The sequence below is a fragment of the Luteithermobacter gelatinilyticus genome, from assembly GCF_005849285.1.
Lineage (GTDB): Bacteria > Pseudomonadota > Alphaproteobacteria > Sphingomonadales > Emcibacteraceae > Luteithermobacter > Luteithermobacter gelatinilyticus.
Genome location: NZ_CP040517.1, coordinates 2,636,486 through 2,658,940, shown reverse-complemented (window position 1 = coordinate 2,658,940; position 22,455 = coordinate 2,636,486). Strand labels below are relative to the sequence as shown.

26 protein-coding genes and 1 riboswitch are annotated in these 22,455 nt (G+C 55.0%); of the genes, 14 read left to right on the top strand and 12 right to left on the bottom strand.

What is annotated here, in order from left to right:
* Positions 1–50: 50 nt before the first annotated feature.
* The 6 genes from FE788_RS11970 (at position 51) to FE788_RS11945 (ending at position 3,411) form a co-directional block, all read left to right on the top strand.
* The gene (locus tag FE788_RS11970; protein ID WP_138380856.1) at positions 51–596 is read left to right on the top strand and encodes a GNAT family N-acetyltransferase; all 546 of its coding nucleotides are present in this window, start codon (positions 51–53) and stop codon (positions 594–596) included.
* Positions 597–1,337 (top strand): 1-(5-phosphoribosyl)-5-[(5-phosphoribosylamino)methylideneamino]imidazole-4-carboxamide isomerase, encoded by a 741-nt coding sequence (hisA, locus tag FE788_RS11965; RefSeq protein ID WP_138380855.1) that lies wholly within the window; start codon positions 597–599, stop codon positions 1,335–1,337. It begins immediately after the preceding gene.
* Positions 1,337–2,095 (top strand): imidazole glycerol phosphate synthase subunit HisF, encoded by a 759-nt coding sequence (gene hisF / locus FE788_RS11960; protein ID WP_138381393.1) that lies wholly within the window; start codon positions 1,337–1,339, stop codon positions 2,093–2,095. The genes hisA and hisF overlap by 1 nt, the downstream gene beginning before the upstream one ends.
* A 20-nt stretch (positions 2,096–2,115) precedes the next feature.
* A complete protein-coding gene (locus FE788_RS11955) occupies positions 2,116–2,457 on the top strand; it encodes a phosphoribosyl-ATP diphosphatase (protein WP_138380854.1) in 342 nt (113 codons plus the stop codon).
* Between the two features lie 41 nt (positions 2,458–2,498).
* Complete coding sequence (locus tag FE788_RS11950; protein WP_138380853.1) at positions 2,499–2,858, top strand: histidine triad nucleotide-binding protein; 360 nt, start codon at positions 2,499–2,501, stop codon at positions 2,856–2,858.
* Between the two features lie 94 nt (positions 2,859–2,952).
* A complete protein-coding gene (locus FE788_RS11945; protein WP_138380852.1) occupies positions 2,953–3,411 on the top strand; it encodes a PAS domain-containing protein in 459 nt (152 codons plus the stop codon).
* Between the two features lie 114 nt (positions 3,412–3,525).
* On the opposite strand, the gene FE788_RS11940 is transcribed toward FE788_RS11945, so the two are convergent.
* Positions 3,526–3,930, bottom strand: a complete 405-nt coding sequence (locus FE788_RS11940; RefSeq protein WP_138380851.1) for a hypothetical protein — start codon at positions 3,928–3,930, stop codon at positions 3,526–3,528.
* 14 nt (positions 3,931–3,944) lie between these two features.
* Complete coding sequence (locus FE788_RS11935) at positions 3,945–4,955, bottom strand: adenosine kinase (RefSeq protein WP_138380850.1); 1,011 nt, start codon at positions 4,953–4,955, stop codon at positions 3,945–3,947.
* A gap of 278 nt (positions 4,956–5,233) precedes the next feature.
* Here FE788_RS11935 and FE788_RS11930 point away from each other — a divergent pair, with 278 nt between their 5' ends.
* Positions 5,234–5,989 carry an EI24 domain-containing protein gene (locus FE788_RS11930; protein WP_168190400.1) on the top strand — a complete coding sequence of 252 codons (756 nt, stop codon included), beginning with the start codon at positions 5,234–5,236 and terminating at the stop codon, positions 5,987–5,989.
* A complete protein-coding gene (locus FE788_RS11925) occupies positions 5,986–6,540 on the top strand; it encodes a hypothetical protein (protein ID WP_138380848.1) in 555 nt (184 codons plus the stop codon). The genes FE788_RS11930 and FE788_RS11925 overlap by 4 nt, the downstream gene beginning before the upstream one ends.
* Here FE788_RS11925 and nth read toward each other — a convergent pair.
* Complete coding sequence (gene nth / locus FE788_RS11920; RefSeq protein WP_138380847.1) at positions 6,470–7,114, bottom strand: endonuclease III; 645 nt, start codon at positions 7,112–7,114, stop codon at positions 6,470–6,472. The genes FE788_RS11925 and nth overlap by 71 nt on opposite strands.
* 90 nt (positions 7,115–7,204) lie before the next feature.
* On the opposite strand from nth, the gene FE788_RS11915 reads away from it, so the two are divergent.
* Both FE788_RS11915 and FE788_RS11910 read left to right on the top strand, forming a co-directional pair.
* Positions 7,205–7,798 carry a DUF2244 domain-containing protein gene (locus FE788_RS11915; RefSeq protein WP_138380846.1) on the top strand — a complete coding sequence of 198 codons (594 nt, stop codon included), beginning with the start codon at positions 7,205–7,207 and terminating at the stop codon, positions 7,796–7,798.
* 115 nt (positions 7,799–7,913) lie between these two features.
* Positions 7,914–8,306 (top strand): hypothetical protein, encoded by a 393-nt coding sequence (locus tag FE788_RS11910; RefSeq protein WP_138380845.1) that lies wholly within the window; start codon positions 7,914–7,916, stop codon positions 8,304–8,306.
* A gap of 186 nt (positions 8,307–8,492) precedes the next feature.
* Here FE788_RS11910 and dapB read toward each other — a convergent pair whose 3' ends face one another.
* Positions 8,493–9,299, bottom strand: a complete 807-nt coding sequence (gene dapB / locus FE788_RS11905; protein WP_138381392.1) for a 4-hydroxy-tetrahydrodipicolinate reductase — start codon at positions 9,297–9,299, stop codon at positions 8,493–8,495.
* Between the two features lie 196 nt (positions 9,300–9,495).
* Between dapB and FE788_RS11900 the strand changes: the two genes are divergently transcribed.
* The gene (locus FE788_RS11900) at positions 9,496–10,020 is read left to right on the top strand and encodes a cupin domain-containing protein (RefSeq protein WP_138380844.1); all 525 of its coding nucleotides are present in this window, start codon (positions 9,496–9,498) and stop codon (positions 10,018–10,020) included.
* Here FE788_RS11900 and ccoS read toward each other — a convergent pair.
* From ccoS to ccoN, 8 genes are all read right to left on the bottom strand, one after another.
* Entirely contained in the window at positions 9,999–10,262 is a 264-nt protein-coding gene (gene ccoS / locus FE788_RS11895; protein WP_138380843.1) for a cbb3-type cytochrome oxidase assembly protein CcoS, read from the bottom strand. The genes FE788_RS11900 and ccoS overlap by 22 nt on opposite strands.
* 40 nt (positions 10,263–10,302) lie before the next feature.
* A complete protein-coding gene (locus FE788_RS11890; protein WP_138380842.1) occupies positions 10,303–12,576 on the bottom strand; it encodes a cation-translocating P-type ATPase in 2,274 nt (757 codons plus the stop codon).
* The gene (locus FE788_RS11885; protein WP_138380841.1) at positions 12,573–13,097 is read right to left on the bottom strand and encodes a FixH family protein; all 525 of its coding nucleotides are present in this window, start codon (positions 13,095–13,097) and stop codon (positions 12,573–12,575) included. Before FE788_RS11885 ends, FE788_RS11890 begins: the two co-directional genes overlap by 4 nt.
* A 55-nt stretch (positions 13,098–13,152) precedes the next feature.
* Positions 13,153–14,721 (bottom strand): cytochrome c oxidase accessory protein CcoG, encoded by a 1,569-nt coding sequence (gene ccoG / locus FE788_RS11880; protein WP_210413959.1) that lies wholly within the window; start codon positions 14,719–14,721, stop codon positions 13,153–13,155.
* A gap of 173 nt (positions 14,722–14,894) precedes the next feature.
* Positions 14,895–15,758: a cytochrome-c oxidase, cbb3-type subunit III gene (gene ccoP, locus FE788_RS11875; protein WP_138380840.1), complete on the bottom strand. Its 864-nt coding sequence runs from the start codon at positions 15,756–15,758 to the stop codon at positions 14,895–14,897.
* 2 nt (positions 15,759–15,760) lie between these two features.
* On the bottom strand, positions 15,761–15,916 hold the full coding sequence (locus FE788_RS11870; RefSeq protein WP_168190399.1) for a cbb3-type cytochrome c oxidase subunit 3: 156 nt from the start codon (positions 15,914–15,916) through the stop codon (positions 15,761–15,763).
* Between the two features lie 35 nt (positions 15,917–15,951).
* Positions 15,952–16,677 carry a cytochrome-c oxidase, cbb3-type subunit II gene (ccoO, locus tag FE788_RS11865; protein ID WP_138380839.1) on the bottom strand — a complete coding sequence of 242 codons (726 nt, stop codon included), beginning with the start codon at positions 16,675–16,677 and terminating at the stop codon, positions 15,952–15,954.
* A 17-nt stretch (positions 16,678–16,694) separates the two neighbouring features.
* The gene (ccoN, locus tag FE788_RS11860; RefSeq protein ID WP_138380838.1) at positions 16,695–18,368 is read right to left on the bottom strand and encodes a cytochrome-c oxidase, cbb3-type subunit I; all 1,674 of its coding nucleotides are present in this window, start codon (positions 18,366–18,368) and stop codon (positions 16,695–16,697) included.
* Positions 18,369–19,128: 760 nt separating this feature from the next.
* Positions 19,129–19,213: riboswitch (cyclic di-GMP riboswitch) on the top strand.
* Between the two features lie 12 nt (positions 19,214–19,225).
* Between ccoN and FE788_RS14135 the strand changes: the two genes are divergently transcribed.
* The 3 genes from FE788_RS14135 (at position 19,226) to FE788_RS11850 (ending at position 22,454) form a co-directional block, all read left to right on the top strand.
* Entirely contained in the window at positions 19,226–19,399 is a 174-nt protein-coding gene (locus FE788_RS14135; RefSeq protein ID WP_168190398.1) for a hypothetical protein, read from the top strand.
* Positions 19,400–20,298: 899 nt separating this feature from the next.
* Positions 20,299–21,084, top strand: a complete 786-nt coding sequence (locus FE788_RS11855) for a DUF3450 domain-containing protein (protein WP_138380837.1) — start codon at positions 20,299–20,301, stop codon at positions 21,082–21,084.
* Positions 21,081–22,454, top strand: coding sequence for a MotA/TolQ/ExbB proton channel family protein (locus FE788_RS11850; protein ID WP_138380836.1), 1,374 nt, complete (start codon positions 21,081–21,083; stop codon positions 22,452–22,454). Before FE788_RS11855 ends, FE788_RS11850 begins: the two co-directional genes overlap by 4 nt.
* The last annotated feature ends 1 nt before the right edge of the window (position 22,455 follow it).

Here is a 22,455-nt window from a genome sequence, read left to right as displayed (position 1 = left end):
GTGACTGATGAAGAAAGGCCGGCAACTCAGGGCAAAACCGGAAACAGGTTATGGACAAGACGAATACCTACAAATCTTCTTCACGGCTGGGCGTGGAAATACCATCCGTACTGGGCAACGTCACATTATCGCAGTTATGTGCCATTACCCGGGAAGCGATTGACGATGGCGTCGGTTTTGGCTGGTTGCACCAGCCGCCGCAAAAGACCCTGGAAAATTACTGGAAAGGGGTCATGCTCATGCCGGACCGGACCCTGTTTATTGCCCGCCTTGACGGGCAGGTGGCCGGGGCCTGCCAGTTGGTGCGACCGCCGGCCAATAACGAAGCCGGGGCATTTGCCGCCGAGGTGGTGAATTTTTTCCTGGCCCCGTGGGCCCGGGGGCATGACCTGGCCAAGATGATGCTGAAAGAAGTGGAAGATCATGCCATTGGTCAGGGGTTCCGATCCTTGAACGTCAATATGCGTGCCGATCAGCAGGCGGCCATCGCGGTTTGTGAATGGCTGGGCATGAAACGCTGGGGCACCAAGGAACGTTATGCCATGATTAACGGTAAATTTGTGCCGGGTTATTTTTATACAAAGGATCTTGATTAGATGAAGCTGTTTCCCGCAATTGATCTGAAAGACGGGGCCTGTGTCCGTCTGTACAAAGGCGAAATGGACCAGGCTACGGTGTTTAACCTTGATCCGGCAGATCAGGCCCGCCAGTTTGTTGCGGCCGGATGTGAATGGCTGCATCTTGTGGATCTCAACGGGGCTTTTGCAGGAAAGCCGGTCAATGCGGCGGCGGTAACGGCCATTCTGGCGGCGGTGGATGTTCCGGTGCAGCTTGGCGGGGGCATCCGAGATCTGGAAACCATTGCGTTATGGCTGGATAAGGGGGTCCGGCGTGTGATTCTGGGCACAGTGGCGCTCAGAAATCCGGACATTGTCATCCAGGCCGCCCGGGACTGGCCCGGACGCATTGCGGTGGGCATTGACGCCCGTAGGGGCCGCGTGGCGGTGGAAGGTTGGGCCGAAACTTCGGAAATGACGGCTGTCGATCTGGGGCGGAAATTCGAGGATGCCGGGGTGGCGGCGCTGATTTATACGGATATTGACCGGGACGGCACCATGCAGGGGGTGAATGTGGAGAGCACGGTAGAATTGTGTAACGCGCTGGAAATCCCGGTGATCGCGTCAGGCGGGGTGGCGTCCCTGGAAGATCTGAAACGGCTCAAGGCCGCGGCCGAGACGGCCCGGGGCACCATTGAAGGAGTGATTTCCGGGCGGGCGCTATATGATGGCCGGTTGGATATGACCGAGGCGCTCAACTTTCTGAAAGGGACGGCGTGATGTTGAAAGCGCGGATTATTCCCTGTCTTGACGTCAAGGACGGCCGGGTGGTCAAGGGGGTGAATTTCGTAGGCCTCAGGGATGCGGGCGATCCGGTGGAACAGGCGAAGATTTACGATGCGGCAGGCGCCGATGAGCTGTGTTTTCTGGATATTACCGCCTCCAGCGACAATCGTGGCATTTTGCTGGATGTGGTGCGCCAGACGGCCGAACAGTGTTTCATGCCGTTGACTGTGGGGGGCGGAGTAAGAACCGAGGAAGATGTGCGCAAACTGCTGCTGGCGGGTGCGGACAAGGTATCGGTTATGACAGCGGCGGTGAAACGGCCCGAACTGGTGCGCGAATTGGCGGAAAAATTCGGCAGCCAGTGCATTGTGGTGGCCATTGACGCGAAACAGACCGGCCCCGGAAAATACGAGATCTTCACCCATGGCGGGCGTGAAGCCACCGGCATTGATGCGGTTGACTATGCCTGCAAAGTTGCCGACTATGGGGCGGGTGAAATTCTGCTGACCAGCATGGACAAAGATGGTACCCGCAGCGGGTTCAATCTCTCGCTCACCCGTGCCATTGCCGATGCGGTGCCCATTCCGGTGATTGCCTCGGGCGGTGTGGGTACCCTGGAACATCTGGTGGAAGGAGTGAAGGAAGGGCATGCGTCTGCGGTGCTGGCCGCGTCGATTTTCCATTTTGGGGAATACAGTATTCAGGATGCCAAAAACTATATGCACAAGGCCGGTATTCCGGTCAGACTATAGGGATCGCCAAAGGAGCCACCATGACGAGTTCTGATATTCTCAAACGGCTGACCGATGTGATCCGCGCGCGCCGGGAAGCCGATCCGGAAACCAGCTATGTGGCCCGGCTGTATGACAAGGGGCGGCGTAAAATTGCCCAGAAAGTGGGGGAGGAAGGCGTGGAAGTAGCGCTTGCCGCGACGGGGGGCAGTCAAGAGGACGTCATTGCGGAATCTGCTGATCTCTTGTTTCATCTGATGGTTTTGTGGGCGGATATGGATATTCGGCCGGAACAAATTTATACTGAACTGGCGCGCCGGGAAGGGCTTTCCGGGATTGAGGAGAAAAAATCACGTGCGGCATCCAAGCCGGCCAGTGAATAAGTTTACAGCCAGTAATAAGTCTACAGAATGAGGAAGTTGCCATGACCTATGATCCGAATAATGTTTTCGCCAAAATCCTGCGCGGCGAAATTCCCTGCAAAAAGGTTTATGAGGATGATTATGCGCTGGCGTTTCATGACATCAACCCTCAGGCGCCGGTTCATGTACTGGTCATCCCCAAGGGGGAGTATGTGAACATGGATGATTTCACCGCGCATGCTCCGGCTGATCTGATCACCGGGTTTTTCCGGGCCGTGGGGGAAGTGGCCCGACAGTTGGAGCTGGTGGAGCCCGGATACCGTATTCTGGCCAATGCCGGTTCCCATGCCGGTCAGGAAGTGCCGCATCTGCATATTCATATTTTCGGCGGGCGGCCCTTGGGGCCCATGTTATCCCGATAACGGCGCTTTCGGCAGGCGGATATTGATTTAAGACTTTGACTTAAGATTGGGTATTTTGTGAAAAAAACAAGGGCGAGATGTTGCGGACACTTGAATGTTTCTAAGTGATTTTGACTCCGAAGATATTCCCGTCAGGCCATTACGGGAACTGTATGACTACTGGTGCTCGAAATGTGCGGGCCGGCGGATGCCTGTCCGCGCCGATATTCGCCCGGCCGAGATTCCGCATCTTCTGCCGCATATCTCGCTGATTGACGTGGAAGAACATCCCCGCCGTTTCAGGGTGCGCTTGGTAGGCACCGAAACCGTCCGAGCCATGGGGGAGGATGTCACCGGAAAATATACGGATACCCTGAAAAATTTTGCGCCTGTCCATGACCGTTATCTGTGGCTGATTGACAACAAAAAACCCTATTTTTCCCGACAGAAACTGGAATGGTCACCGAAAAATTTCATGGACTATTATGCCCTTGGCCTGCCGTTGTCCAAAAACGGGGAAGACGTCAATATCATTATGTTCGGCATGTATTATTTTCTGCCGGAACCTGTCTGACGGCCCCCAGAATCAAACAGCCCCTCAAAGTCAAAGGGTCAATCAGAGACCCAGAGTCAATCTCTTCACAATTCACTCTAGTCCAGGCGCCGGATGTTGCCCTCATCGCCAGCTTTATTGGCTGCCTTGCTTGCCGGGGCTATCGCTGGCCTTATCTTTGGCTTTGTCTTTGGCCTGGCGGGCCTTGAAGGCGCGAATGGTTTCGTTTAATTGGTTGGCCAGGCGTGCTTCAATCTCATAGGCGGCGTTATATTTGGCGTCCCATTCGGCAATCTGATCCTCGGTGGCAAGATCGCCGACAATGGCCTTTTCATTTTCAATACATCGCTGAAAGTCCTTGACGGCCGGCTGGAAGCGGTTTTTGAATTCCCGGATGGTGGCCATCAGGTCTTCTTTGCTGACTGTGGTGCCGTCGGGAATTTCCGGTCTTTTCGGAAAGGTGCAATCGGCCAGCGCCGCCGTGCTGACACTGCCCAAGATCAATGTGGAAGCCAGGATAATCGCAGAAGTTTTGAACATCTTTTGAGCGTCCTTTACGCTAAATTATTCTCCAGATTTTCATCCAGAAAGCTTTTGAGGTCAATATCTGGGCGTGCGCCCAGATGGGTGATGACCTCGCCGGCCAGAAGATTACCCATACGCCCACAGGTGGCAAGGTCATCTCCCCGGGTAAGCCCATAGAGAAATCCGGCGGCAAACATGTCTCCGGCACCGGTGGTGTCCACAAGGGCGTGGACCGGCCGGGCTGCAATGTCCAGCAGGTTGCCGCCATTTCCGCCATTTACAATGCGGCAGCCTTTTTCGCTGCGGGTAATCACGGCGATGTCACAATCTTCCCGCGCCCGGTGGCTGGCTTCGTCCAGATCGCGGGTTCCGTATAGCGTGAGGATTTCCTCTTCATTGGCAAAAAGAATATCAATATCCTCTTTCACCAGGGAGAGAAATTCCTCTTTGTGTCGGGTGACACAGAACGGATCCGACAGGCTGAGGGCGACTTTGCCCCCGGCCTGATGGGCCAGGCGAATCGCTTTGCGGAAAGCGGCCTTGGCGGCATCAGGATCCCACAGATACCCTTCCAAATAGGTGATGGCGGCATTCTGAACCAGATCCGGGTCAATATCGGTTTCGGTGAGATTCACGCAGGCGCCGAGATACGTACACATGGTGCGTTCCGCATCCGGAGTTACCAACACCTGACAATAGGCGGTCGTCGGGCCGTTCTCAGCCGCAGGGGTGGGAAAATCCGCTCCCAAAGCCTGAATATCGTGACGAAAAATGCGGCCCAGCTGATCATTGCGCACCTTGCCGATAAAGGCGGTGCGGCTGCCGAGTGCGGCGAGACCAGCTACGGTGTTCGCAGCGGACCCGCCGGAACATTCGATGGCCTGCCCCAGCTTGTCATACAGCGTCGCGGCGGTCGGCTCGTCCACCAGTTGCATGCTGCCTTTGGTGAGTCCTTCGCGGATCAGGAATTCTTCTTCCACATGGGTCAGAATATCCACAATGGCGTTTCCAATCCCCAGAACGTCGTATTTTGTTTTCATGCAGAACTCCTTGTTTGGGGCACAGTATAAGATTTTTTAGCAGGTTTAAAGTCTTGTGCGGCAGATTTGTGGGATGGAAACAATATTCCTGGTCTGAGCGACAGGGATATGAAAAGCAGAGACAGGGAAAGCAGGGGCATGAAAAAGGGAAAATACCGATCGCAGAGCGATGTTCTCCTTCTCACGGGGAAAGGAAAATAAAAACACCTTGTCTTTTGACCTGAACATCCCATATTTTGCTCAGGAAGGGTAGGGGGCGACAAAAACAGGACCGGATTGTGCGATATCTTGTAGCATCACTGGAAAGAACGCTGTCTCAGCTGTTCGACCCCGCTTTTTTGCGTGTCTTTCTTCTGGGCATGCTAACCACCATCGTGGCCGTCATTGTGACATTTTTTCTGGTCATCCTGCTCAAGGATGAAGTTCCCTATCTCAATTTTGACTGGGATTGGCTGAACAGCCTGTTTGAGTGGGTGTTCGGGCTGGTGTTCTTCTGGCTGGCGGGCATTTTCTTTCCCCCGATTTCCACTATTTTTGTATCCATTTTTCTGGATGATGTGGTGGATGCGGTGGAGTATCGCTATTACCCTGAACGCAAGGCGGGGAAACGGTTGGGTATGGGCCATCTGACTTATCTGGCGGTCCGTCTGGCTGTGCTGATCATTGTGCTTAACATTCTAGTCATTCCACTTTATATCGCGTTTTTCTGGATGCCTTTTGTGCCGCTTCTGATTTTTTACCTCCTGAACGGTTATCTTCTGGGTTGGGGGTATTATGAAATGGTGGCGGTGCGGCATCTGGGCATTCGCGAGGCGGGGTATCACCGCCGGGCCATTCGCGGCTATGTGTTGTTGTCCGGTTTGTTGATGACGGTGTTGTTTACCATACCAATCGTCAATCTGGCGGCACCGATCCTGTCGGTGGCCATCATCTGCCATATTTTTCATCTGACCCTGCGGGCGCGGACAGCGGGGGGTGCGGCTGCGCCGGAGTTTTCCGCAGACAGGGTAACGCCAAAAACGGATATAGAATGAACATTACAGAGATCAGACAGGCAGAGATCAGACAGGAAGTATTGTTCAGGCTTTTCGTCCTGATGGTGGCGATGGGGTTTGCGGGGGGACTGGCGGGCTGCGCAGCAGACCGGGCCGAAACCGTTTCCGCGCCTGCCCCCGTTCCTGAAACGCTACAGGCGGCGGTGCCCTCTGTGACACAAGAACCTGATCCGGCACCGTTGTTTGGACTGGAAAATATTCTGGGGCTTACGCCGGCGACCATAGAGGTTATTTTTGGCGAACCGGACCTGCGTCGCCGGGAAAAACAGGCCGAGGTCTGGATGTATAAAAGCCCCCAGTGCATCTCGCACCTGTTCTTTTATGAAAACGAAAACGGGGATCTTCAGCTCGATTATGTCAACAGCCATGCGGTTGACCTGCAAAGCGTCAATCCCACCGTCTCCCCGGATGCCTGCATTGACAGCCATGTGGACAAGGAACGGCTGAAAGCCGGCAATTTTACGCTTCCTCAACGACCGTCTTCTGGGGATAACGGCACAGATCCTCAACCGGGCATACCGGACAATTAGGTTTGCGCGCCTTACAGATATAACGACCGTGCAGGATCAGCCAGTGATGGGCGTGCAGGGCAAATTCCTTGGGCACCACTTCTTCCAGCTTTTTTTCCACCGCCAATGGGGTTTTTCCCGGGGCGAGGCCCGTCCGGTTGCAGACCCGGAAAATATGGGTGTCCACAGCGATGGTCGGCTGGCCAAAGGCGATATTGAGCACCACATTGGCGGTCTTGCGCCCCACACCCGGCAGTTTCTCCAGATCTTCACGCCTTTGGGGGACTTCCCCGTCATAGTCTTCTACCAATACCCGTGCCGCCTTTATGATATTGGCGGCCTTTGAATTATACAGGCCGATGGTTTTGATATAGCCCTTGAGCCGTTCTTCCCCCAGTTCCAGCATCTGCTGAGGGGTAGAGACCACTTTGAACAAATCTTTGGTGGCTTTGTTCACCCCCACATCCGTAGCCTGGGCGGACAGGGCGACAGCTACCAGTAGGGTATAGGGATTGGTGTAGTTCAGCTCTCCCTTGGGTTCCGGATCCCGGGCGTGAAGGCGGGCGAAAAATTCGTGAATATCTTTTTTGTTCATGTGTTTGCCGGCTGCTTTTATGGTCGGTTCAGGATAAAGGCGGATATTAACGGGGTTGGAGAGGGAAGGGAAGAGGGCTATACTGTTCTTATGGCACAAAAAAAGACATACCCCCCGTCTGCGGAAACATCCCCGCCTTCTCCCGCCGTGCCGCCCCCGCCCGGGACGCGGGTGTGGTTTGATGCGGTTTTGTATCCGCACCGCTCCCTCAGTCCCAGAGGCTTTGTCATTCTGATGAGTCTGGTCGCGTTGGTGAGTTTTTCGGTAGGGGCGTTTTTTTTCCTGCGTGGGGCATGGCCGGTGTTCGGGTTTATGGGGCTGGATGTGCTGCTGATTTACGGCGCTTTCAAGCTCAACTACCGCTCGGGAAACTGTGTTGAACAGGTCCGTCTGGCCGGGGATGAGCTTTTGGTCCGGCGCATTGACCATAAGGGAAGCGAACAAAGCTGGTCGTTCAATCCATACTGGGTCAATGTGAATTTGCAATACAGGGCGCAAGATGCGGCCACGTTCCGGGAAAAACACATTCTTGTGACGTCTCATGGCCGGGGATTGTTCATCGGTACCTTTCTGACGCAGCAGGAACGGCGGGAAGTCTTGGGCGAACTGAAAAAGGCGCTTAGGGCCTATAAGACCGCGCCGGTGGCCGAACGCCTGGTATCGTCCGGGGCGGGGCTGTCATAAGTTGATCAAAAATCTGCGGTATGGCTGATGAATGATGCCAACAACAAGGGCGGATTACGCAGTGCGGATCGCGTCAAAATATGAATCAAGAGAGAGTTAGGGGATTTTTTGAGGGATGATCGTGTGGATTTTCTGGGGCTGGTGTATCCTTTTGGGCGTGGCTGTAATCAACGGGATTCTGGGCCAGGTTCTTATCGAGCGCCGCTTTGGGGAATATGTCAACCACCTTTATAAAAGCGTGGTGCTGATGGCGGCTACGGCTGGGGTGGCATGGTTCGTCATGGATCGTTCCGGTGCGGCCCAATGGCCTGTCAACGCGCTCAAGACCGGGGTTATATGGGTTCTGGCCACCGTGATTTTCGAGGTGGTGTTTTTCCGCTTTATCCGCAAACTTCCTTGGACCCGTCTGGGTCTTGATTACAAACTTTGGGAAGGGCGACTATGGCTGGTGGTGTTGCTGGTGAACCTTGTGGCCCCCTATGTCGCCGGCCTGGTTTTGTATGGATAAATGTTCTGGAAAAAGAGAAACGGGGACAGGAAAACGGCGAAAACGGGGACAGTATACTATTTATAATCTTATTCATTCCGTTCTCAATTAAATAGTATACTGTCCCCGTTTTCGTTTTTCGTTTTTCTCCCCGTTTTTCCTCGGAGGGGGTGCGGGAAAACTTCTTAACCGATGACGTGCCGCAGGCTATTCTTTCGGCAGGCCGAGCACGTCGAACATGTCATACAGGCCTTCGCCCCGCTCCAGCGCCCAGATGGCGGCCTTGACGGCGCCGCGGGCGAAAATGGCCCGGTCGCCGGCCTTGTGTGTCAGTTCGATCCGCTCATCATCGGCGTTAAAGCTGACCACATGTTCCCCGGGCACGTTGCCGCCGCGCAGTACCGCGAAACCGATAGAGCCGCGGCCGCGCTCACCGGTGATGCCGTCGCGGGCCCGTTCTGAGACTTCCGCAAGATTGACGCCGCGTCCGGCCGCCGCCGCCTTGCCCAGGCTGAGCGCCGTGCCGCTGGGGGCATCCACCTTGTGGCGGTGATGCATTTCCAGGATTTCAATGTCGAAATCCTCGTCTAGAATACCGGCGGCAAGCCGCGTGAGATAAAACAGCAGATTAACGCCGAAGGAAAAATTGGAGGCATAAACCACCGGCACGGTGCCGGCCGCCTGATAGATGGCGGCCTCATCCTCTTCTGACAGGCCCGTGGTGCCGATCACATGAGCGGTCTTGTGCCGCGCGGCGAAACTGGCGTGCAGGTTGGTCGCAGTGGGGCAGGTAAAGTCAATCACCACGTCAGAAACCTTAAACAGGTGTTCCGCGTCATCGGTGATCTTCAGAATGGTTTCCTCACCGGTGGCGGGATGGCGCAGCGGCTTGCCGATCAGCGGGCTGTCCGAGCGTTCCGTGCCTCCGGAAAGGACGGTCCGCGGGTTGTCCAGAACCTCCCTGACCAGAGCCTGGCCCATGCGGCCGCCACATCCCACAACGCCTACGCTGATATCGGTCATCTTGTTTCTCCTGAATGTATGGGGCCTGAATTTTGCCTGAATTATGGGCTTGAATTTGGCCTTGCCCGGATCTGGACCTGCCCCCTATACTCTCTCATCTCTTGATCTGTTTTAAAGGATATTTTTCATCAAGGAAAGCCCGTAGGGGGCAAAGAGGGGATAACCGGGGGAAACAGGGGAGCGAAGGATGAACAAATCAGCGGCTTCGGACGGCAAAAAACGTCCAGACAATGTGGTGAATGCAGCGGACCTGAACTGGGAAGAGGTGCGGCACGGTGCGGCCTATCATTATTTCCGCAAATCCTTCACTATGGCCAGCGGGGCCGAGGAACTGGGCAGTTCGCTGTATCGTCAGCCGCCAGGCAAAAAGGCGTTTCCGAAACATTATCATTTGACCAATGAGGAAGCCATCTTTGTGCTGGAGGGGAAAGGCACACTGATTTACGCAGATCAGCAGGTGCCGATCCGGGCGGGTGACTATGTGGCGCTCAGGCGCGGCGCTGATCATGCCCATCAGGTCTGGAACAGCTCGGACAAGGATCTGGTGTATCTGTGTATATCCACGATGAAGGAGCCAGAAGTAGCCGTCTATCCCGACAGTGGCAAGATCGGTATCCTCGCCGGCATTGCCCCTGGCGGCGATCCGAAAAAGCGCACCATGACCCGTTTCTTTTATCCACAGGACGCAGGTTACTGGGATGGGGAGGAGTGAGAGGGAGGCAGTGTTTTGCCCTGGTTTTTGCCTGTCCCGTTATCTTCGATGCCATTAGTTTTGGACAACTTATCCTCTTTCCCTTGCTGTTCTGCGGCCATGTCGTCTTCTTCGAACAGCGCCCGGTAGCTGGCGCCGTCGAGATCGTCATATTGGCCGCTTTTGAGGGACCACAGGAACGCGCCCAGCCCCACCAGTCCCAGAAACAGGGCAATCGGAATCAGGTAAATGATGATGTCCATCACATTTTCTCCATCAGGCTCTCCATCCGGCGTTCCCCCTTTAGGCCTGTTCCGGCGCGGAGGCCGGGGAAGGCCGGGGGGAATCTGCCTGGATCGGGGCCGCCGGCGTCGGGCTGGTGTAGAGTTTCGCCAGATTGAGCCGGAGCGCGTTGGCGGTCACCACTATGGATGAGCCGGACATGGCCAGCGCCGCATAAAGCGGTTCCAGATACCCAGCGGCGGCAAACGGCACCGCCACCACATTGTAAAGTGCGGCAAAGGCGAAATTGACAAACACCAGCCGGCGGCTGTGACGGGAGACCTGCAATGTGCGCACCAGACTTTCCAGTTTTTGGGACTGGAACACAAAATCTGCGGCTGTCTGGCTTACATCCGCCGCGGTGGACGGGGAAATGGACACATGGGCGGCACTCAAGGCCGGCGCATCATTCAGGCCGTCGCCCACCATCAGCACCTTGCGGCCACGCGTCTTGAGGTCCTCCAGGACCCGGATCTTGTCTTGGGGCTTGCAGCCGGCCTGCCAGTCGTCAATGCCCAGGTCTCTTGCCGCGTCCCGTACCACTTCCTCGCGATCGCCGCTCAGCAGGATAATCTTAAGGCCGTCATTCCGGAGCCAGGTCACCACGTCACGGGCGTCCCGGCGCAGGCGATCCTGGAAGGCAAGAAAGACGGGCTCTTCGCCCTCAACGGCCAGCCATAATTCACTGTAGCGGGTATTGTCTATCTGGTCTGCGGGAATGCCGCACCAGTCGCGGTTGCCAAGCCGTACTTCCCGGCCGTCAATCACGGCTTTCAGACCCATGCCGGCTTCCTCATGCAGGGGGCTGTCGGTGGCGATGGTGGGGATGTCCCGTTCATGGCAGGCCACAATCAGGGCCCGGCATAATGGATGACTGGAACTTTTGGCGAGGCTGGCGGCAAGTTCCAGATGTGCGGGCGCAACATCATCACCATTGGCCAGTTCCGGCTGGCCCAGGGTCAGCGTGCCGGTTTTGTCAAATACCACAGTGTCGATCTCCGCCAGCCGTTCCAACCCGTCAGCGGCCTTGACCAAAATACCGGATTTAAACAACAAGCTGGAGGCGACCACCTGTACCACCGGCACGGCCAGGCCCAGCGCGCAGGGACAGGTGATGATCAACACGGAAATGGCGGTAATCAGCGACTGTTCCCAGCCGACGCTGCTGAAGATCATCCAGCCGACAAAGGTTAAAAGCGCCAGGAGATGAACCACGGGGGCATAGACCTGCGCCGCTTTGTCGGCCAGACGCACATATTTGGCCCGGCCCTGTTCGGCAACCTCCATCAGCCGGATAATTTCATCCAGCAGGGTTTCCCCGCTCAGTGCAGTGACTTTTACGTCCAGGGCACCGCTCAGATTCATGGTGCCGGCGAACACCTTTGTATCGGTTTCCGCCTTGGAGGGCAGAGTCTCACCGGTCACCAGGCTGGTGTCAATGTCCGAAAGGCCGCGGGTCACAATGCCATCCACGGGGATACGTTCGCCGGGCATGATGCGCACCGTCTGGCCGGGGCTCAGCATTTCCACCGGCAGGTTCTCCGTCTCCCCATCCTCCTGCACCACGGTGGCCCGGTGGGCCCGGTATGACATCAGGTTCTGCGCTACCGACCGGGCATGCTGGCGCATCTTGCGGTCCAGATAGCGGCCGATCAGCAGGAAAAACAACAACATGACCGCCGCGTCATAATAGGTATGTACTGCCCCCTGAATCGTTTCAAACAGGCTCATGCCAGCAGCGAGGATCACGGCCAGTGAAATGGGCACATCCATATTCAGGCTGCGATTTTTGATGGCCCCCCAAGCGGATCGGTAAAAGGGTAGACCCGCATAGGCGGCGGCGGGCAATACAATTAACGCTGACAGCCAGTGCATTAGCAACCGGGTGCCTTCATCCATGTCGGTCACCACGCCGGACCAGACCGATACCGACAGCAGCATCACGTTGGCCATGGCAAAGCCGGCCACGGCCATGGCCTTGAGCAGCATCTTGCTTTCCTGGTCCGCCTGTTTCAGGGCCGGATCGTCCCGAAACAGGAAGGCACGGAATCCAAGATCTTTCAGGGTTCCGATCACGACATCTGTGCGGCTGGGGGAGGCCGTTCTGTCGGATGGGCCGTCGTCATTGGCCCATTCCACGGCCAGCCGCTGGGTCGTGAGATTGACCCGGGCATGACGAATGGCGGGATTTTTGCGCAGGGTACCCTCAATCTCTCGGATGCAAGAGGGGCAATGCAGCCCTTCGACCACAAAATGATCGACCGGATAGTGTTTTTCCAGGTTGGTTGTGCTCATGGCTGCCGCTCGTCAGATGGTGATTGGACAAAAAGACGGTCCTTGAGGGTATATTTAACCTCATCCTCGCTTTTTGCAAGAATCACCATGTCCCACACCCCCGGCAGCGGCAATGCGACCGGCGCACCATAGGACACCACGCCGGGGTGTCCGGTCTGCGGCGTAAGAATTAGATCATGGTCATAACCTTCGGCAGTCGGGCGGATAAAACGAACCAGCAGGGTCTGCGGGACCTGTTCGCCTTTTGGCACGGACAGGGTGATCCGCAGGGTATCGCCTGTTTGCTGTGTCGGGCGCTGATCCAACGTCATGGCCCATCCCGAGGACGCCTGCCGGCGGGCTTCCCGGATCTGCTCATTATAGGCCAGCCCCTTGCGGTAGGCGTTTTCAGTTTCCAGCCCCGACCAGCTTTCAAGCGCCACCCAGACCATAATTCCATTGGCGATAAAGACAAATACGAAAAAGCCGATCAGCCAGAGGAGAACGGTTTTCCCCGTCAGCGGTTTATCCATCTTGCTCATATCCGTAACCTTTTAGGTCAATAGCTTTATAAATCAGAGACGCGGAACGGCGCATTCAGCGCCGCGGGTCCGGTCCCTTGAAGGTGGTTTCATGGATGTCGCGCACGTTACCGTCAAGATCGCGAACCTCGATGGTGATGTCCGTGCTGTCGCTTTGCAGGGCGGTGCGCGGGGCGGCCACATAAAGCTTGACGGAGCGCAGGCGATCAAGACCCACATCCACAACAGGCAGGCCATCCTCGGTCATGCTCTGGATGCCTTCAATCCACATCTGGTGGTTTTCCAGCCCATGAACGGCTACGGCAAAACGGCGTGGCTCCCGGGCTTTGTTGAGGATTTTCAGCGTATAACCGTTACGGATGTCGCCATTGGACAATTGCACATATACCGGGTTGCGGTCTCTGAGCACATTCACATCCAGCTCACTGCGGGTCAGCAGGCTGTACAGCATCACGCCGCCCACCACCAGAATCAGTGCAGTATACAGGATGGTCCGCGGCCGGATGATACGAAACCGTTCTTTTTCTCCCTTGGCCCTGGCTTTGAAATTGGCCAGGGAATCATAGGCGATCAGCCCCCGCGGCCGGCCAACCTTGTCCATGACCGCGTTACAGGCGTCAATACAGAGCGAGCACTGGATACATTCCAGCTGCATGCCGTCGCGAATGTCGATGCCCATGGGGCAGACCACAACGCATTGGCGGCACTGGATACAGTCGCCGCGGCCTTCCCAGCTGTCGCCTTTTTTATGGGGGCCTCGCGGTTCGCCGCGATCATAACGATACATTACGGCCAGCGAATCCTCGTCCAGCATCACAGATTGGATACGGGGCCAGGGACACATATAGGTGCAAACTTGTTCGCGGGCGAAACCGCCCAGAAGATAAGTCGTGGTGGTAAACAGCCCGATCCAGAAATAGGCGGTCATATCCGCCTCGAAGTGGATAAGCTGATTAAACAGGGTGGGGGCATCGGCGAAATAAAACACCCAGGCCCCGCCCGTGGCGACTCCGATCAGCAGCCAGGTGATATGCTTGAGCGTCTTTTTACGCAGTTTGGAAAAACTCCAGGGGGCCTTGTCCAGGCGCATGCGTTCGTTGCGATCCCCCTCAAAAAAACGTTCCACCGCCAGGAACAGATCCACCCACACCGTCTGCGGACAGGTATAACCGCACCAGACCCGCCCGGCGGTGCTGGTCACCAGAAACAGGCCGATGGCCGCGAGGATCAGCAATCCGGTGATGTAATAGACTTCCTGCGGCCAGATTTCGATAAAAAAGAAATAGAACCGACGGGCCGGGAAATCAATCAGGATGGCCTGATCTGGCAGGCCCTCTCCCCGGTCCCAGCGAATCCAGGGAGCCAGATAATAAATGCCAAGCGTTATCGCCATAATGACCCATTTGATCGTGCGGAACGTTCCCTTGGCGCGTTTGGGGTAGATGGGTTCGCGTTTTTTGTAAAGCGAACGGGCTTCTTTTTTGTTGACGGCTTCCACATCCGCCCGTTCGACCGCCTCATGCGGGCGGAAGGACGAAGAGACGGTGGCGCCGGTGGTTGCGGGGGAGGTGGCGGTGCGGCCGTCAAGGGACATGCCGCTATGTGATTCAGGCGAATTGGCCATAATCTATATACCCTTAATATTGGTGATACCCTGTCTGTACCATATGGTTGTCAGATCCCCGGCGGACTACCGACCTGATGCGGCCTCCTCCCCGCAGTGCCGCCGGGAGATCTGGTATGAAATCATGACCTTCAGAAAACAGTTTTCCGAGTATCATGTGATTTACTGTTGGTTTACTGTCCTCCTCCCAGAGAGTGCACATACACGGCCAGGCTTTTGATGGTGGCCGGATCAAGCCGCCCTTCCCAGGAAGGCATGACCCCCTGGCGACTGTAGGCGATGGTTTCGAACAGTGTCTTGCGATCACCACCATACAACCAGATCTGATCCGTCAGGTTGGGCGCGCCCAATTCCTGAATGCCGGTGCCGTCCTCACCGTGGCACGAAGCACACTGGTCCATGTAAAGCTGTTCGGCGCCTTCCGGGGCAGCAATCGTCTTGTCAGAAAGGGACTGCACATAGGTGACGAGGCTGTTGATTTCTTCTTTGCTGAGGATCTCGTCTTTCAGGAAGGCCGGCATGGTATTAAAACGGGTTTCTTCATGGGCCGCACGGATGCCCACCTTGAGGGTGTAGTGGATATCTTCCAGCGTGCCGCCCCAGAGCCAGTCATCATCGTTCAGGTTGGGGTACCCTTTGGCGCCGCTGGCCCCGGAGCCGTGGCAGCCTGCGCAGTTATCCCCGAACGCGGCCTCTCCACCGGCCATGGCGAAGGACCAGAGTTCTTCGGTGTTCTTGATGGTCTCCAGATCGGACGCCAGAAGTTTTTCTTCATATTGCTTTCTGGCATTCTGTGCCGCCTGAAGCTGGGCGGCGACAACATCCCTCTGGGAATAGTTGATGACCCCTTTGGTGTAATCGCTGATCAGTGGCCAGGCGGGCATGACCACCCAATAGCCGATGGACCAGACGATGGTCGCCAGAAAGGTCCACAGCCACCAGCGCGGCAGGGGGTTGTTCAGTTCCTTGATGCCGTCCCACTCATGACCCGTGGTGTGGACACCGCTGAATTGATCTATTTCAGGTGTATTGCTCATTATTATTCCTCATCCAGTGGAGTGCGCGCGGCGTTTTTGAATTTGTCTTTGTTTTTGGGCCATAGGGCATAGGCCACGACCGCAAGAAACATGACGACAAAGAACACCAGGCCCCATGTTTGGGCAAAGGAGGCTGCGTCTTGATGTGTAATATCCATCTCTTGTCCTTATTCCTTTGACTCGCTGTCTGTAATTACCTGTTGTTCTCTTGGGCGTCGAAAAGGGAGAAATCCACCAGAGTGCCCAGCATCTGCAGATAGGCGATCATGGCGTCCAGTTCGGTGATCTTGTCGGGATTACCGTCAAAATCACGCACCTGAGCCCCCGGATAACGTTCCAGGAAGGCATCCAGATTATCGTGATATTCATCGAGCTGGGTTTCCAGATCCAGCGCCGCGTTTTCGATCATCTCCTCCGTATAGGGCACCCCGACCATACGGTTGGCTTTCAGGTCCTGCTGAATGGTGGTGTAGTCCAATTCGGTGGTGGCCAGGAACGGATAGCCTGGCATGACGGATTCAGGCACAAGCGCCCGCGGGTCAATCATATGTTCCCGATGCCATTCATCGGAATATTTATTGCCGACCCGGGCGAGGTCCGGTCCGGTCCGCTTGGACCCCCACTGGAAGGGATGGTCATAGATGCTTTCGGCCGCCAGCGAATAATGGCCGTAGCGTTCCACTTCGTCCCGGGTGGCGCGGATCATCTGGGAATGGCAGGTGTAGCAGCCTTCACGGATATAGATGTTGCGTCCGGCCAATTCCAGCGGCGTATAGGGCCGCATGCCCTCCACCTTTTCAATGGTGCTGTTGAGATAAAACAGCGGGACGATTTCGATAATGCCGCCGATGGAGACGACAATCAGAATGCCGATCAGCAGCAGGATAGAGTTTTTTTCAAAAATTTCGTGTTTAAACATTTTATCTACCCTTTCCCTTACTCGGCCATCGCCGGGGTGGCCGTGGTCGCGATGCGTTTGGCGGCGCCGGCCCCGCGGATTGTCATGATCACGTTATACAACATGATCAGGGAGCCGATCACAAACAGCAGGCCACCGAAGGCGCGGATGATGTAATAGGGATGCATGGCTTCCACCGTTTCCACAAAAGAATATTCCAGGAAGCCCAGTTCATTATAGGCCCGCCACATCAGGCCCTGCATGATGCCGGAGACCCACATGGCGCAGATGTAGAACACAATGCCCACGGTAGAGATCCAGAAATGCAGATTGACCAGTTTCAGGGAATACAGGCCTTCGCGTTTCCACAACCAGGGGACCAGGCAATAAATGGCACCAAAGCTGACATAGGCGACCCAGCCGAGCGCGCCGGAATGTACATGGCCAATGGTCCAGTCGGTGTAGTGGCTGAGGCCGTTGACCGCCTTGATGGACATCAGCGGCCCTTCAAAGGTGCTCATGCCGTAGAAGGCGACGGAGACCACCAGCATTTTCAGCACCGGGTCGGTGCGCAGCTTGTCCCAAGCGCCGCTTAAGGTCATCAGGCCGTTGATCATGCCGCCCCAGGACGGCATCCACAGCATGACGGAGAATGTCATGCCGAGCGTCTGTGCCCAGTCCGGCAGGGCCGTGTAATGCAGATGGTGCGGGCCGGCCCAGATATAAATGAAGATCAGTGCCCAGAAGTGGATAATGGACAGGCGGTAGGAGTAGACCGGCCGTTCTGCCCGTTTGGGCACAAAATAATACATGATCCCGAGGAAGCCGGCGGTCAGGAAGAACCCTACGGCGTTATGGCCGTACCACCATTGGGTCATGGCGTCCTGTACCCCGGAAAACAGGATATAGCTTTTGGGTTCCGTCCAGGAGACCGGCACGGTGAGGTTGTTGACAATATGCAGCATGGCGATGGTGACGATAAACGCCAGATAGAACCAGTTCGCCACATAGATATGCGGTTCCTGCCGCCGCCATAGCGTTCCCAGATAGACCAGCAGATAGGCCACCCAGACAATGGTCAGCCACAGGTCCACATACCATTCCGGTTCGGCATATTCCTTGGACTGGGTGATTCCCATCAGATAACCGGTGGCGGCCAGCACAATAAATAGCTGATAGCCCCAGAACACAAACCAGGGGGCGATTTCCCCGGCCAGCCGCGCCTTGCTGGTGCGTTGCACCACATAGAACGATGTGGCGATCAGCGCGTTGCCGCCAAAGGCGAAAATCACCGCCGAGGTATGCAGGGGCCGCATGCGGCCGAAATTCAGGAAGGAGGTGTCAAAATTCAGCCACGGAAACGCCAACTGCCAGGCAATCAGGTCGCCAGCCAAGAAGCCGGCAATGCCCCAGAAGATGGTGGCAATGGCCCCGGCTTTGACAACGCCATCATTATAATAGACCCCCGACGGCGATGCCTCCGCCGCGAGTCTGCCATTGTTGCCAAACCCCATATTGAAGATCGCAATGATACCAAGGATAAACGCCCCCAGCATGATAAAGGCGTGTATCTGAAAGGCGGATGAAGTGGTTTTTGCCGCAATCAGAAGAGCAATAACGGCGGCCAGCCCAAGCCCCAGGGCGGACAGCCATTGCGCCAGGGAGCTTACCTGAGGAGGTCTGGCGGCAGTTTGTGTGTCGTGGGTTGTCATATCCTAACCTGTTGTTTTTGTTGAGACTGCATAACGTTGGTTCACTTTATTCGAATATTCTTCAAGTTAGCCCCCTTTTGAGGGAAAATCTACCATGCTCCACATAGGCCAATCGGCGCAAGGGCACATTGACATGTATCAATAGTTCCAGGGACATGTATCAATAGTTCCAAGCGGCTGGTTGCATCTTTTGATGAATTCTTAATATTTCACAGGCTGCCGTTCTGCGAAACAGCACCTTGGGGAATCGTCTCCGGGAACACGTTCTGGGGTCTGCTTTCAAATTACCGGCCGAATTGCTGGTAGGAATGGGAGGCTGCCCAAGCAGGACGTAATTAGTTGATTCTGTAACGATTTCAGACCCCCGTCATTCCCTGTTTCTATCGTCAACTCTATTCCTGCTATTGGTCCCGCTTCAGGTCCGACTTCCGGCTGCGCATGCCGGTGGGCAGAACTTTTTCCTGTCAGAGAAGGCTAACAGATACTTGCCGGAAAAGAGACCGGAAAAGAGAATCGAAAAACATTATTTTTTGAACAAGGGGGTGTGATTTTTTGATAGAGGCCGAAATTCGGGAGCAAGGCAGAAAGAATCTGTCACGGAGAATCTGTTATGGAGAATCTGTTATGGAGAATCTGTAAAACTTTACCGGTTCTTTTACCGGCTTTTCACTTCTTCCTGTTAGGGTGAATGCTAGAGTGAATTGAGTCAACCTCTTCACAATTTACTCTAATAGCAGGTGGCGTTCAGCAGTAGCGTTCCTGTGACAAACGGCAAACCGTCGGTAACGGCGGGACGCAAAACCACTGATCCCGGAAACCATATTCGGGATGGCAGGGCTGCCGCAAGGAGAAACAGAATGGCTGCAAAAAAACCAATCCCCGCTTCCGTTAGGAAGGATAACTTTCGTTATAAACAGGAACTGGCCCATCAACTGATCAGGCGTTTCGGTCTGGCGGCGGCCCGGCGTACCTGTATCGAAAATAAATGGCACAGCGTCCTGGAAGCGGTTAATTCGGTTCGCCCCCATTGACGCCCCTATTGACTCTGTCTCTGTCCGGGTCTCCGTAGATCCCGTCTCGAAGGTCTCCTATTGAAGATCTCCGATTCTCCGATTTTTTATGATCTTTCATTTTCTTTTGTGATATACCGCCTGAGCTTCGGAACAGCAGTGGCTTGGAGTGAATTGAGCCAACGCTGCACAATTCACTCTAGGGGGTATTAGCGCTAACGGGGGCTGCGGTTGCTGCGCCGCCATCAGGGCTGAGTGAGGATTGTCTTACAAAAAATAGCCCTCAAAAAAGAATCGTGTACCAAAACCCGGTTTTTGATGCGATTCTTTGGTTCTAGTATACAAAATTCACCATATTTGTTGAAAAAAAGACAGTTTTTTGTTTCTCGGAAGGGAAAAACGCCAAGCTGATTTCTGCGTGTTTCCGGTCTGGGGAGCTGCTTGTTTTTGCCTCTAACTCATTGAAAAAATATTGCTTTGCAGAGGGAGGCGGCGGGCAGAAGATTTGCCCATTTGCTTGTTTCCGATAATAAAAAAACGTTTTTTTTTATTTTGCTGTGAAGCAAGCCTTGAAATGGGGTTATCTTTTGGGCTAGTGTGTCGCACAGTCTGTGAGGTGAGAGGCTGGCAAGTGCCAGTTTTTTTAGACAGATAACAACAACTGATCCCTGCAAAAGGGACATGATTTATTTTTTAAATTATAGGCATGCTTTGTGGCGGGAAAATGGCTGGAAGGTGTGTCTTTAATGAAGTAGGTACAAGGGGACACGCATGAGAGAAAGAGGTCTGGGGTGGATTGGTAATTCACTATGTGCCGCCCGTTATGACTCTTTGTATGACAGGACTCGGTCCCCGGGTGCTTTTTTCGCCATTTTCAATGGTTTAATCTTAACAACCTTTAAAAAGCTGTAGGAAGACGCATGAATAAGCATCGTGTAAGGACACTTGTTCTTTCCGCCGTTGCTGCTGGTGCCCTTATGATGGGCGCTGGAACAGCGGGTGCTACCGAGTTGAAGGAGGTCCTCGATGAGGGCATGGCCATCAACAAGCTGGCACAGGAATCTCAGAAACGTATCGACAAGATTGTTGAAGAAACAGACAAGATTGTCAGCCAATATAAAGCCGTTCAGAAAACCATTGAAGGCCTGAAGATCTATAACGCGCAGTTGCAGCGCCAGATTGACCGCCAGGTGGAAGAGATGGAAGATCTGAGCACGTCCATCAAGCAGGTCACCTATGTGAAGCGGCAGATCACGCCGCTGATGCTGAAGATGGTTGATGCTCTCGAAGCTTTCATCAAGATGGATGTGCCGTTCCAGCTGAATAAGCGTCTTGAAGGGATTGAGCGGCTTAAAGACCTGATGGATGATCCGAGCGTCGACACGTCAGAGAAATTCCGCAGCGTTTTTGAGGCGTATCAGATTGAAAGCGATTATGGCCGGGCCTTGGTAGCGTATACGGACACCATTGAAATTGACGGCGTTTCCCGCGAGGTGGACTTCCTGCAGGTTGGGCGTGTCGCTCTGGTATATCAGACCCGGGATGGTCAGATTACCGGTGCCTGGAACAACCAAACCAAGCAGTTTGAAATCCTTGACGATTCATACAGAAGCTCAGTGGCCCAAGCCCTGCGTGTGGCCAACAAACAGGCGGCTGCTGACAGATTGCTGAAATTACCTATTCTAGCACCGGAGCGGGCACAATGAAGAAATTAGTTACACTTGTTCTTGCTGTTGCTCTTGGCGGCATGGCCTCAACGGCAATGGCTCAGAAAGAGGTGAAAAACCTTGACGAGCTACTGGAAATCGTTCGGCAGGGTAAGGTCAATGAAACGGCTGAATATCGTAAACGCGAGCAGGAATTCCTGCGCAACAAATCTGAGCAGCAGGCTCTTCTGAATAAGGCCCAGGCGGAACAGCGCGCTGAGGAGCGTCGTTCTGATCGTCTTGAAGCCGAATTCAAGGCCAATGAAAACAAGCTGGCCCAGCTTCAGACCGAACTGTCCGAGGAACTGGGCGCGCTGAAAGAGCTGTTCGGGGTGCTTCAGCAGGTCTCCGGTGATGCCCGCGGCGTGTTTGAACATTCTATTATCAGCGCCCAGTATCCGAACCGCGATGAATTCCTGGATGAGCTGGTGCAGAAGACCGCTTCCAGTTCCAAGCTGCCGACCATCGAGGAAATCGAACGTCTGTGGTTTGAAATTCAGCGGGAAATGACCGAAGCCGGAAAAGTGGTAGCCTTCGATACCACGGTTCAGTATCCGGACGGGGCGACCGAAGAAAAAGAAGTGGTACGTGTCGGTCCCTTTAACCTGGTTTCCGACGGCAAATATCTTGAATGGCGCCCGCAGGCTCAGCGTGTTGCAGAACTGGTGCGTCAGCCGGCGGATCGTTTCCTGGAAACCGCGGCGGCCCTGCAGCAGGCCAAAGAAGGGTTTACCGCTTTTGGTCTTGATCCCTCTCGTGGTTCCATTCTGGCCCTGTTGATTCAGGCCCCGTCCCTGCGGGAGCGGATCGACCAAGGGGGAACCATCGGGTATTTGATCCTGATTGTCGGTGCCATTGGCATGATTTTCATCATAGAGCGTTTCATTTATCTGACTATTGCCAGCCGCAAGGTGAAAGCCCAGATCAGCAGCGATGTGGTTAGTGAAAACAACCCGCTGGGGCGTGTGTTGAGCGTATATGACGCCAACAAGGAAGTTGATGTGGAAACGCTTGAGTTGAAGCTGGATGAAGCTATAATGAAAGAGACTCCGGCACTTGAACGGTTCCTGGTCCTGATCAAAATTATTTCCGCTGTGGCGCCGCTGATGGGGCTGCTGGGGACAGTGACCGGGATGATCCAGACCTTCCAGTCCATGACACTGTTCGGTACGGGGGATCCGAAACTGATGGCTGGCGGTATTTCTCAGGCTCTTGTCACAACCGTGCTGGGGATTACCGTGGCGTTGCCGACCCTGTTCCTGCATAGCGTCGTGGCCGGCATGAGCAAGCGCATTATCCATACGCTCGAAGAGCAGAGCGCCGGGATCATTGCTGTACACGCGGAACAGCAGTCTAACAAAGGAGCTTGAT

What these genes read in the sequence shown, in the direction of transcription:
- FE788_RS11970 (WP_138380856.1), top strand. Translation starts at nt 51, where the DNA reads ATGGACAAGACGAATACCTACAAATCTTCTTCACGGCTGGGCGTGGAA.
- hisA (WP_138380855.1), top strand. Translation starts at nt 597, where the DNA reads ATGAAGCTGTTTCCCGCAATTGATCTGAAAGACGGGGCCTGTGTCCGT.
- hisF (WP_138381393.1), top strand. Translation starts at nt 1,337, where the DNA reads ATGTTGAAAGCGCGGATTATTCCCTGTCTTGACGTCAAGGACGGCCGG.
- FE788_RS11955 (WP_138380854.1), top strand. Translation starts at nt 2,116, where the DNA reads ATGACGAGTTCTGATATTCTCAAACGGCTGACCGATGTGATCCGCGCG.
- FE788_RS11950 (WP_138380853.1), top strand. Translation starts at nt 2,499, where the DNA reads ATGACCTATGATCCGAATAATGTTTTCGCCAAAATCCTGCGCGGCGAA.
- FE788_RS11945 (WP_138380852.1), top strand. Translation starts at nt 2,953, where the DNA reads ATGTTTCTAAGTGATTTTGACTCCGAAGATATTCCCGTCAGGCCATTA.
- FE788_RS11940 (WP_138380851.1), bottom strand. Translation starts at nt 3,930, where the DNA reads ATGTTCAAAACTTCTGCGATTATCCTGGCTTCCACATTGATCTTGGGC.
- FE788_RS11935 (WP_138380850.1), bottom strand. Translation starts at nt 4,955, where the DNA reads ATGAAAACAAAATACGACGTTCTGGGGATTGGAAACGCCATTGTGGAT.
- FE788_RS11925 (WP_138380848.1), top strand. Translation starts at nt 5,986, where the DNA reads ATGAACATTACAGAGATCAGACAGGCAGAGATCAGACAGGAAGTATTG.
- nth (WP_138380847.1), bottom strand. Translation starts at nt 7,114, where the DNA reads ATGAACAAAAAAGATATTCACGAATTTTTCGCCCGCCTTCACGCCCGG.
- FE788_RS11915 (WP_138380846.1), top strand. Translation starts at nt 7,205, where the DNA reads ATGGCACAAAAAAAGACATACCCCCCGTCTGCGGAAACATCCCCGCCT.
- FE788_RS11910 (WP_138380845.1), top strand. Translation starts at nt 7,914, where the DNA reads ATGATCGTGTGGATTTTCTGGGGCTGGTGTATCCTTTTGGGCGTGGCT.
- FE788_RS11900 (WP_138380844.1), top strand. Translation starts at nt 9,496, where the DNA reads ATGAACAAATCAGCGGCTTCGGACGGCAAAAAACGTCCAGACAATGTG.
- ccoS (WP_138380843.1), bottom strand. Translation starts at nt 10,262, where the DNA reads ATGGACATCATCATTTACCTGATTCCGATTGCCCTGTTTCTGGGACTG.
- FE788_RS11890 (WP_138380842.1), bottom strand. Translation starts at nt 12,576, where the DNA reads ATGAGCACAACCAACCTGGAAAAACACTATCCGGTCGATCATTTTGTG.
- FE788_RS11885 (WP_138380841.1), bottom strand. Translation starts at nt 13,097, where the DNA reads ATGAGCAAGATGGATAAACCGCTGACGGGGAAAACCGTTCTCCTCTGG.
- ccoG (WP_210413959.1), bottom strand. Translation starts at nt 14,721, where the DNA reads ATGGCCAATTCGCCTGAATCACATAGCGGCATGTCCCTTGACGGCCGC.
- ccoP (WP_138380840.1), bottom strand. Translation starts at nt 15,758, where the DNA reads ATGAGCAATACACCTGAAATAGATCAATTCAGCGGTGTCCACACCACG.
- FE788_RS11870 (WP_168190399.1), bottom strand. Translation starts at nt 15,916, where the DNA reads ATGGATATTACACATCAAGACGCAGCCTCCTTTGCCCAAACATGGGGC.
- ccoO (WP_138380839.1), bottom strand. Translation starts at nt 16,677, where the DNA reads ATGTTTAAACACGAAATTTTTGAAAAAAACTCTATCCTGCTGCTGATC.
- ccoN (WP_138380838.1), bottom strand. Translation starts at nt 18,368, where the DNA reads ATGACAACCCACGACACACAAACTGCCGCCAGACCTCCTCAGGTAAGC.
- FE788_RS14135 (WP_168190398.1), top strand. Translation starts at nt 19,226, where the DNA reads ATGGCTGCAAAAAAACCAATCCCCGCTTCCGTTAGGAAGGATAACTTT.
- FE788_RS11855 (WP_138380837.1), top strand. Translation starts at nt 20,299, where the DNA reads ATGAATAAGCATCGTGTAAGGACACTTGTTCTTTCCGCCGTTGCTGCT.
- FE788_RS11850 (WP_138380836.1), top strand. Translation starts at nt 21,081, where the DNA reads ATGAAGAAATTAGTTACACTTGTTCTTGCTGTTGCTCTTGGCGGCATG.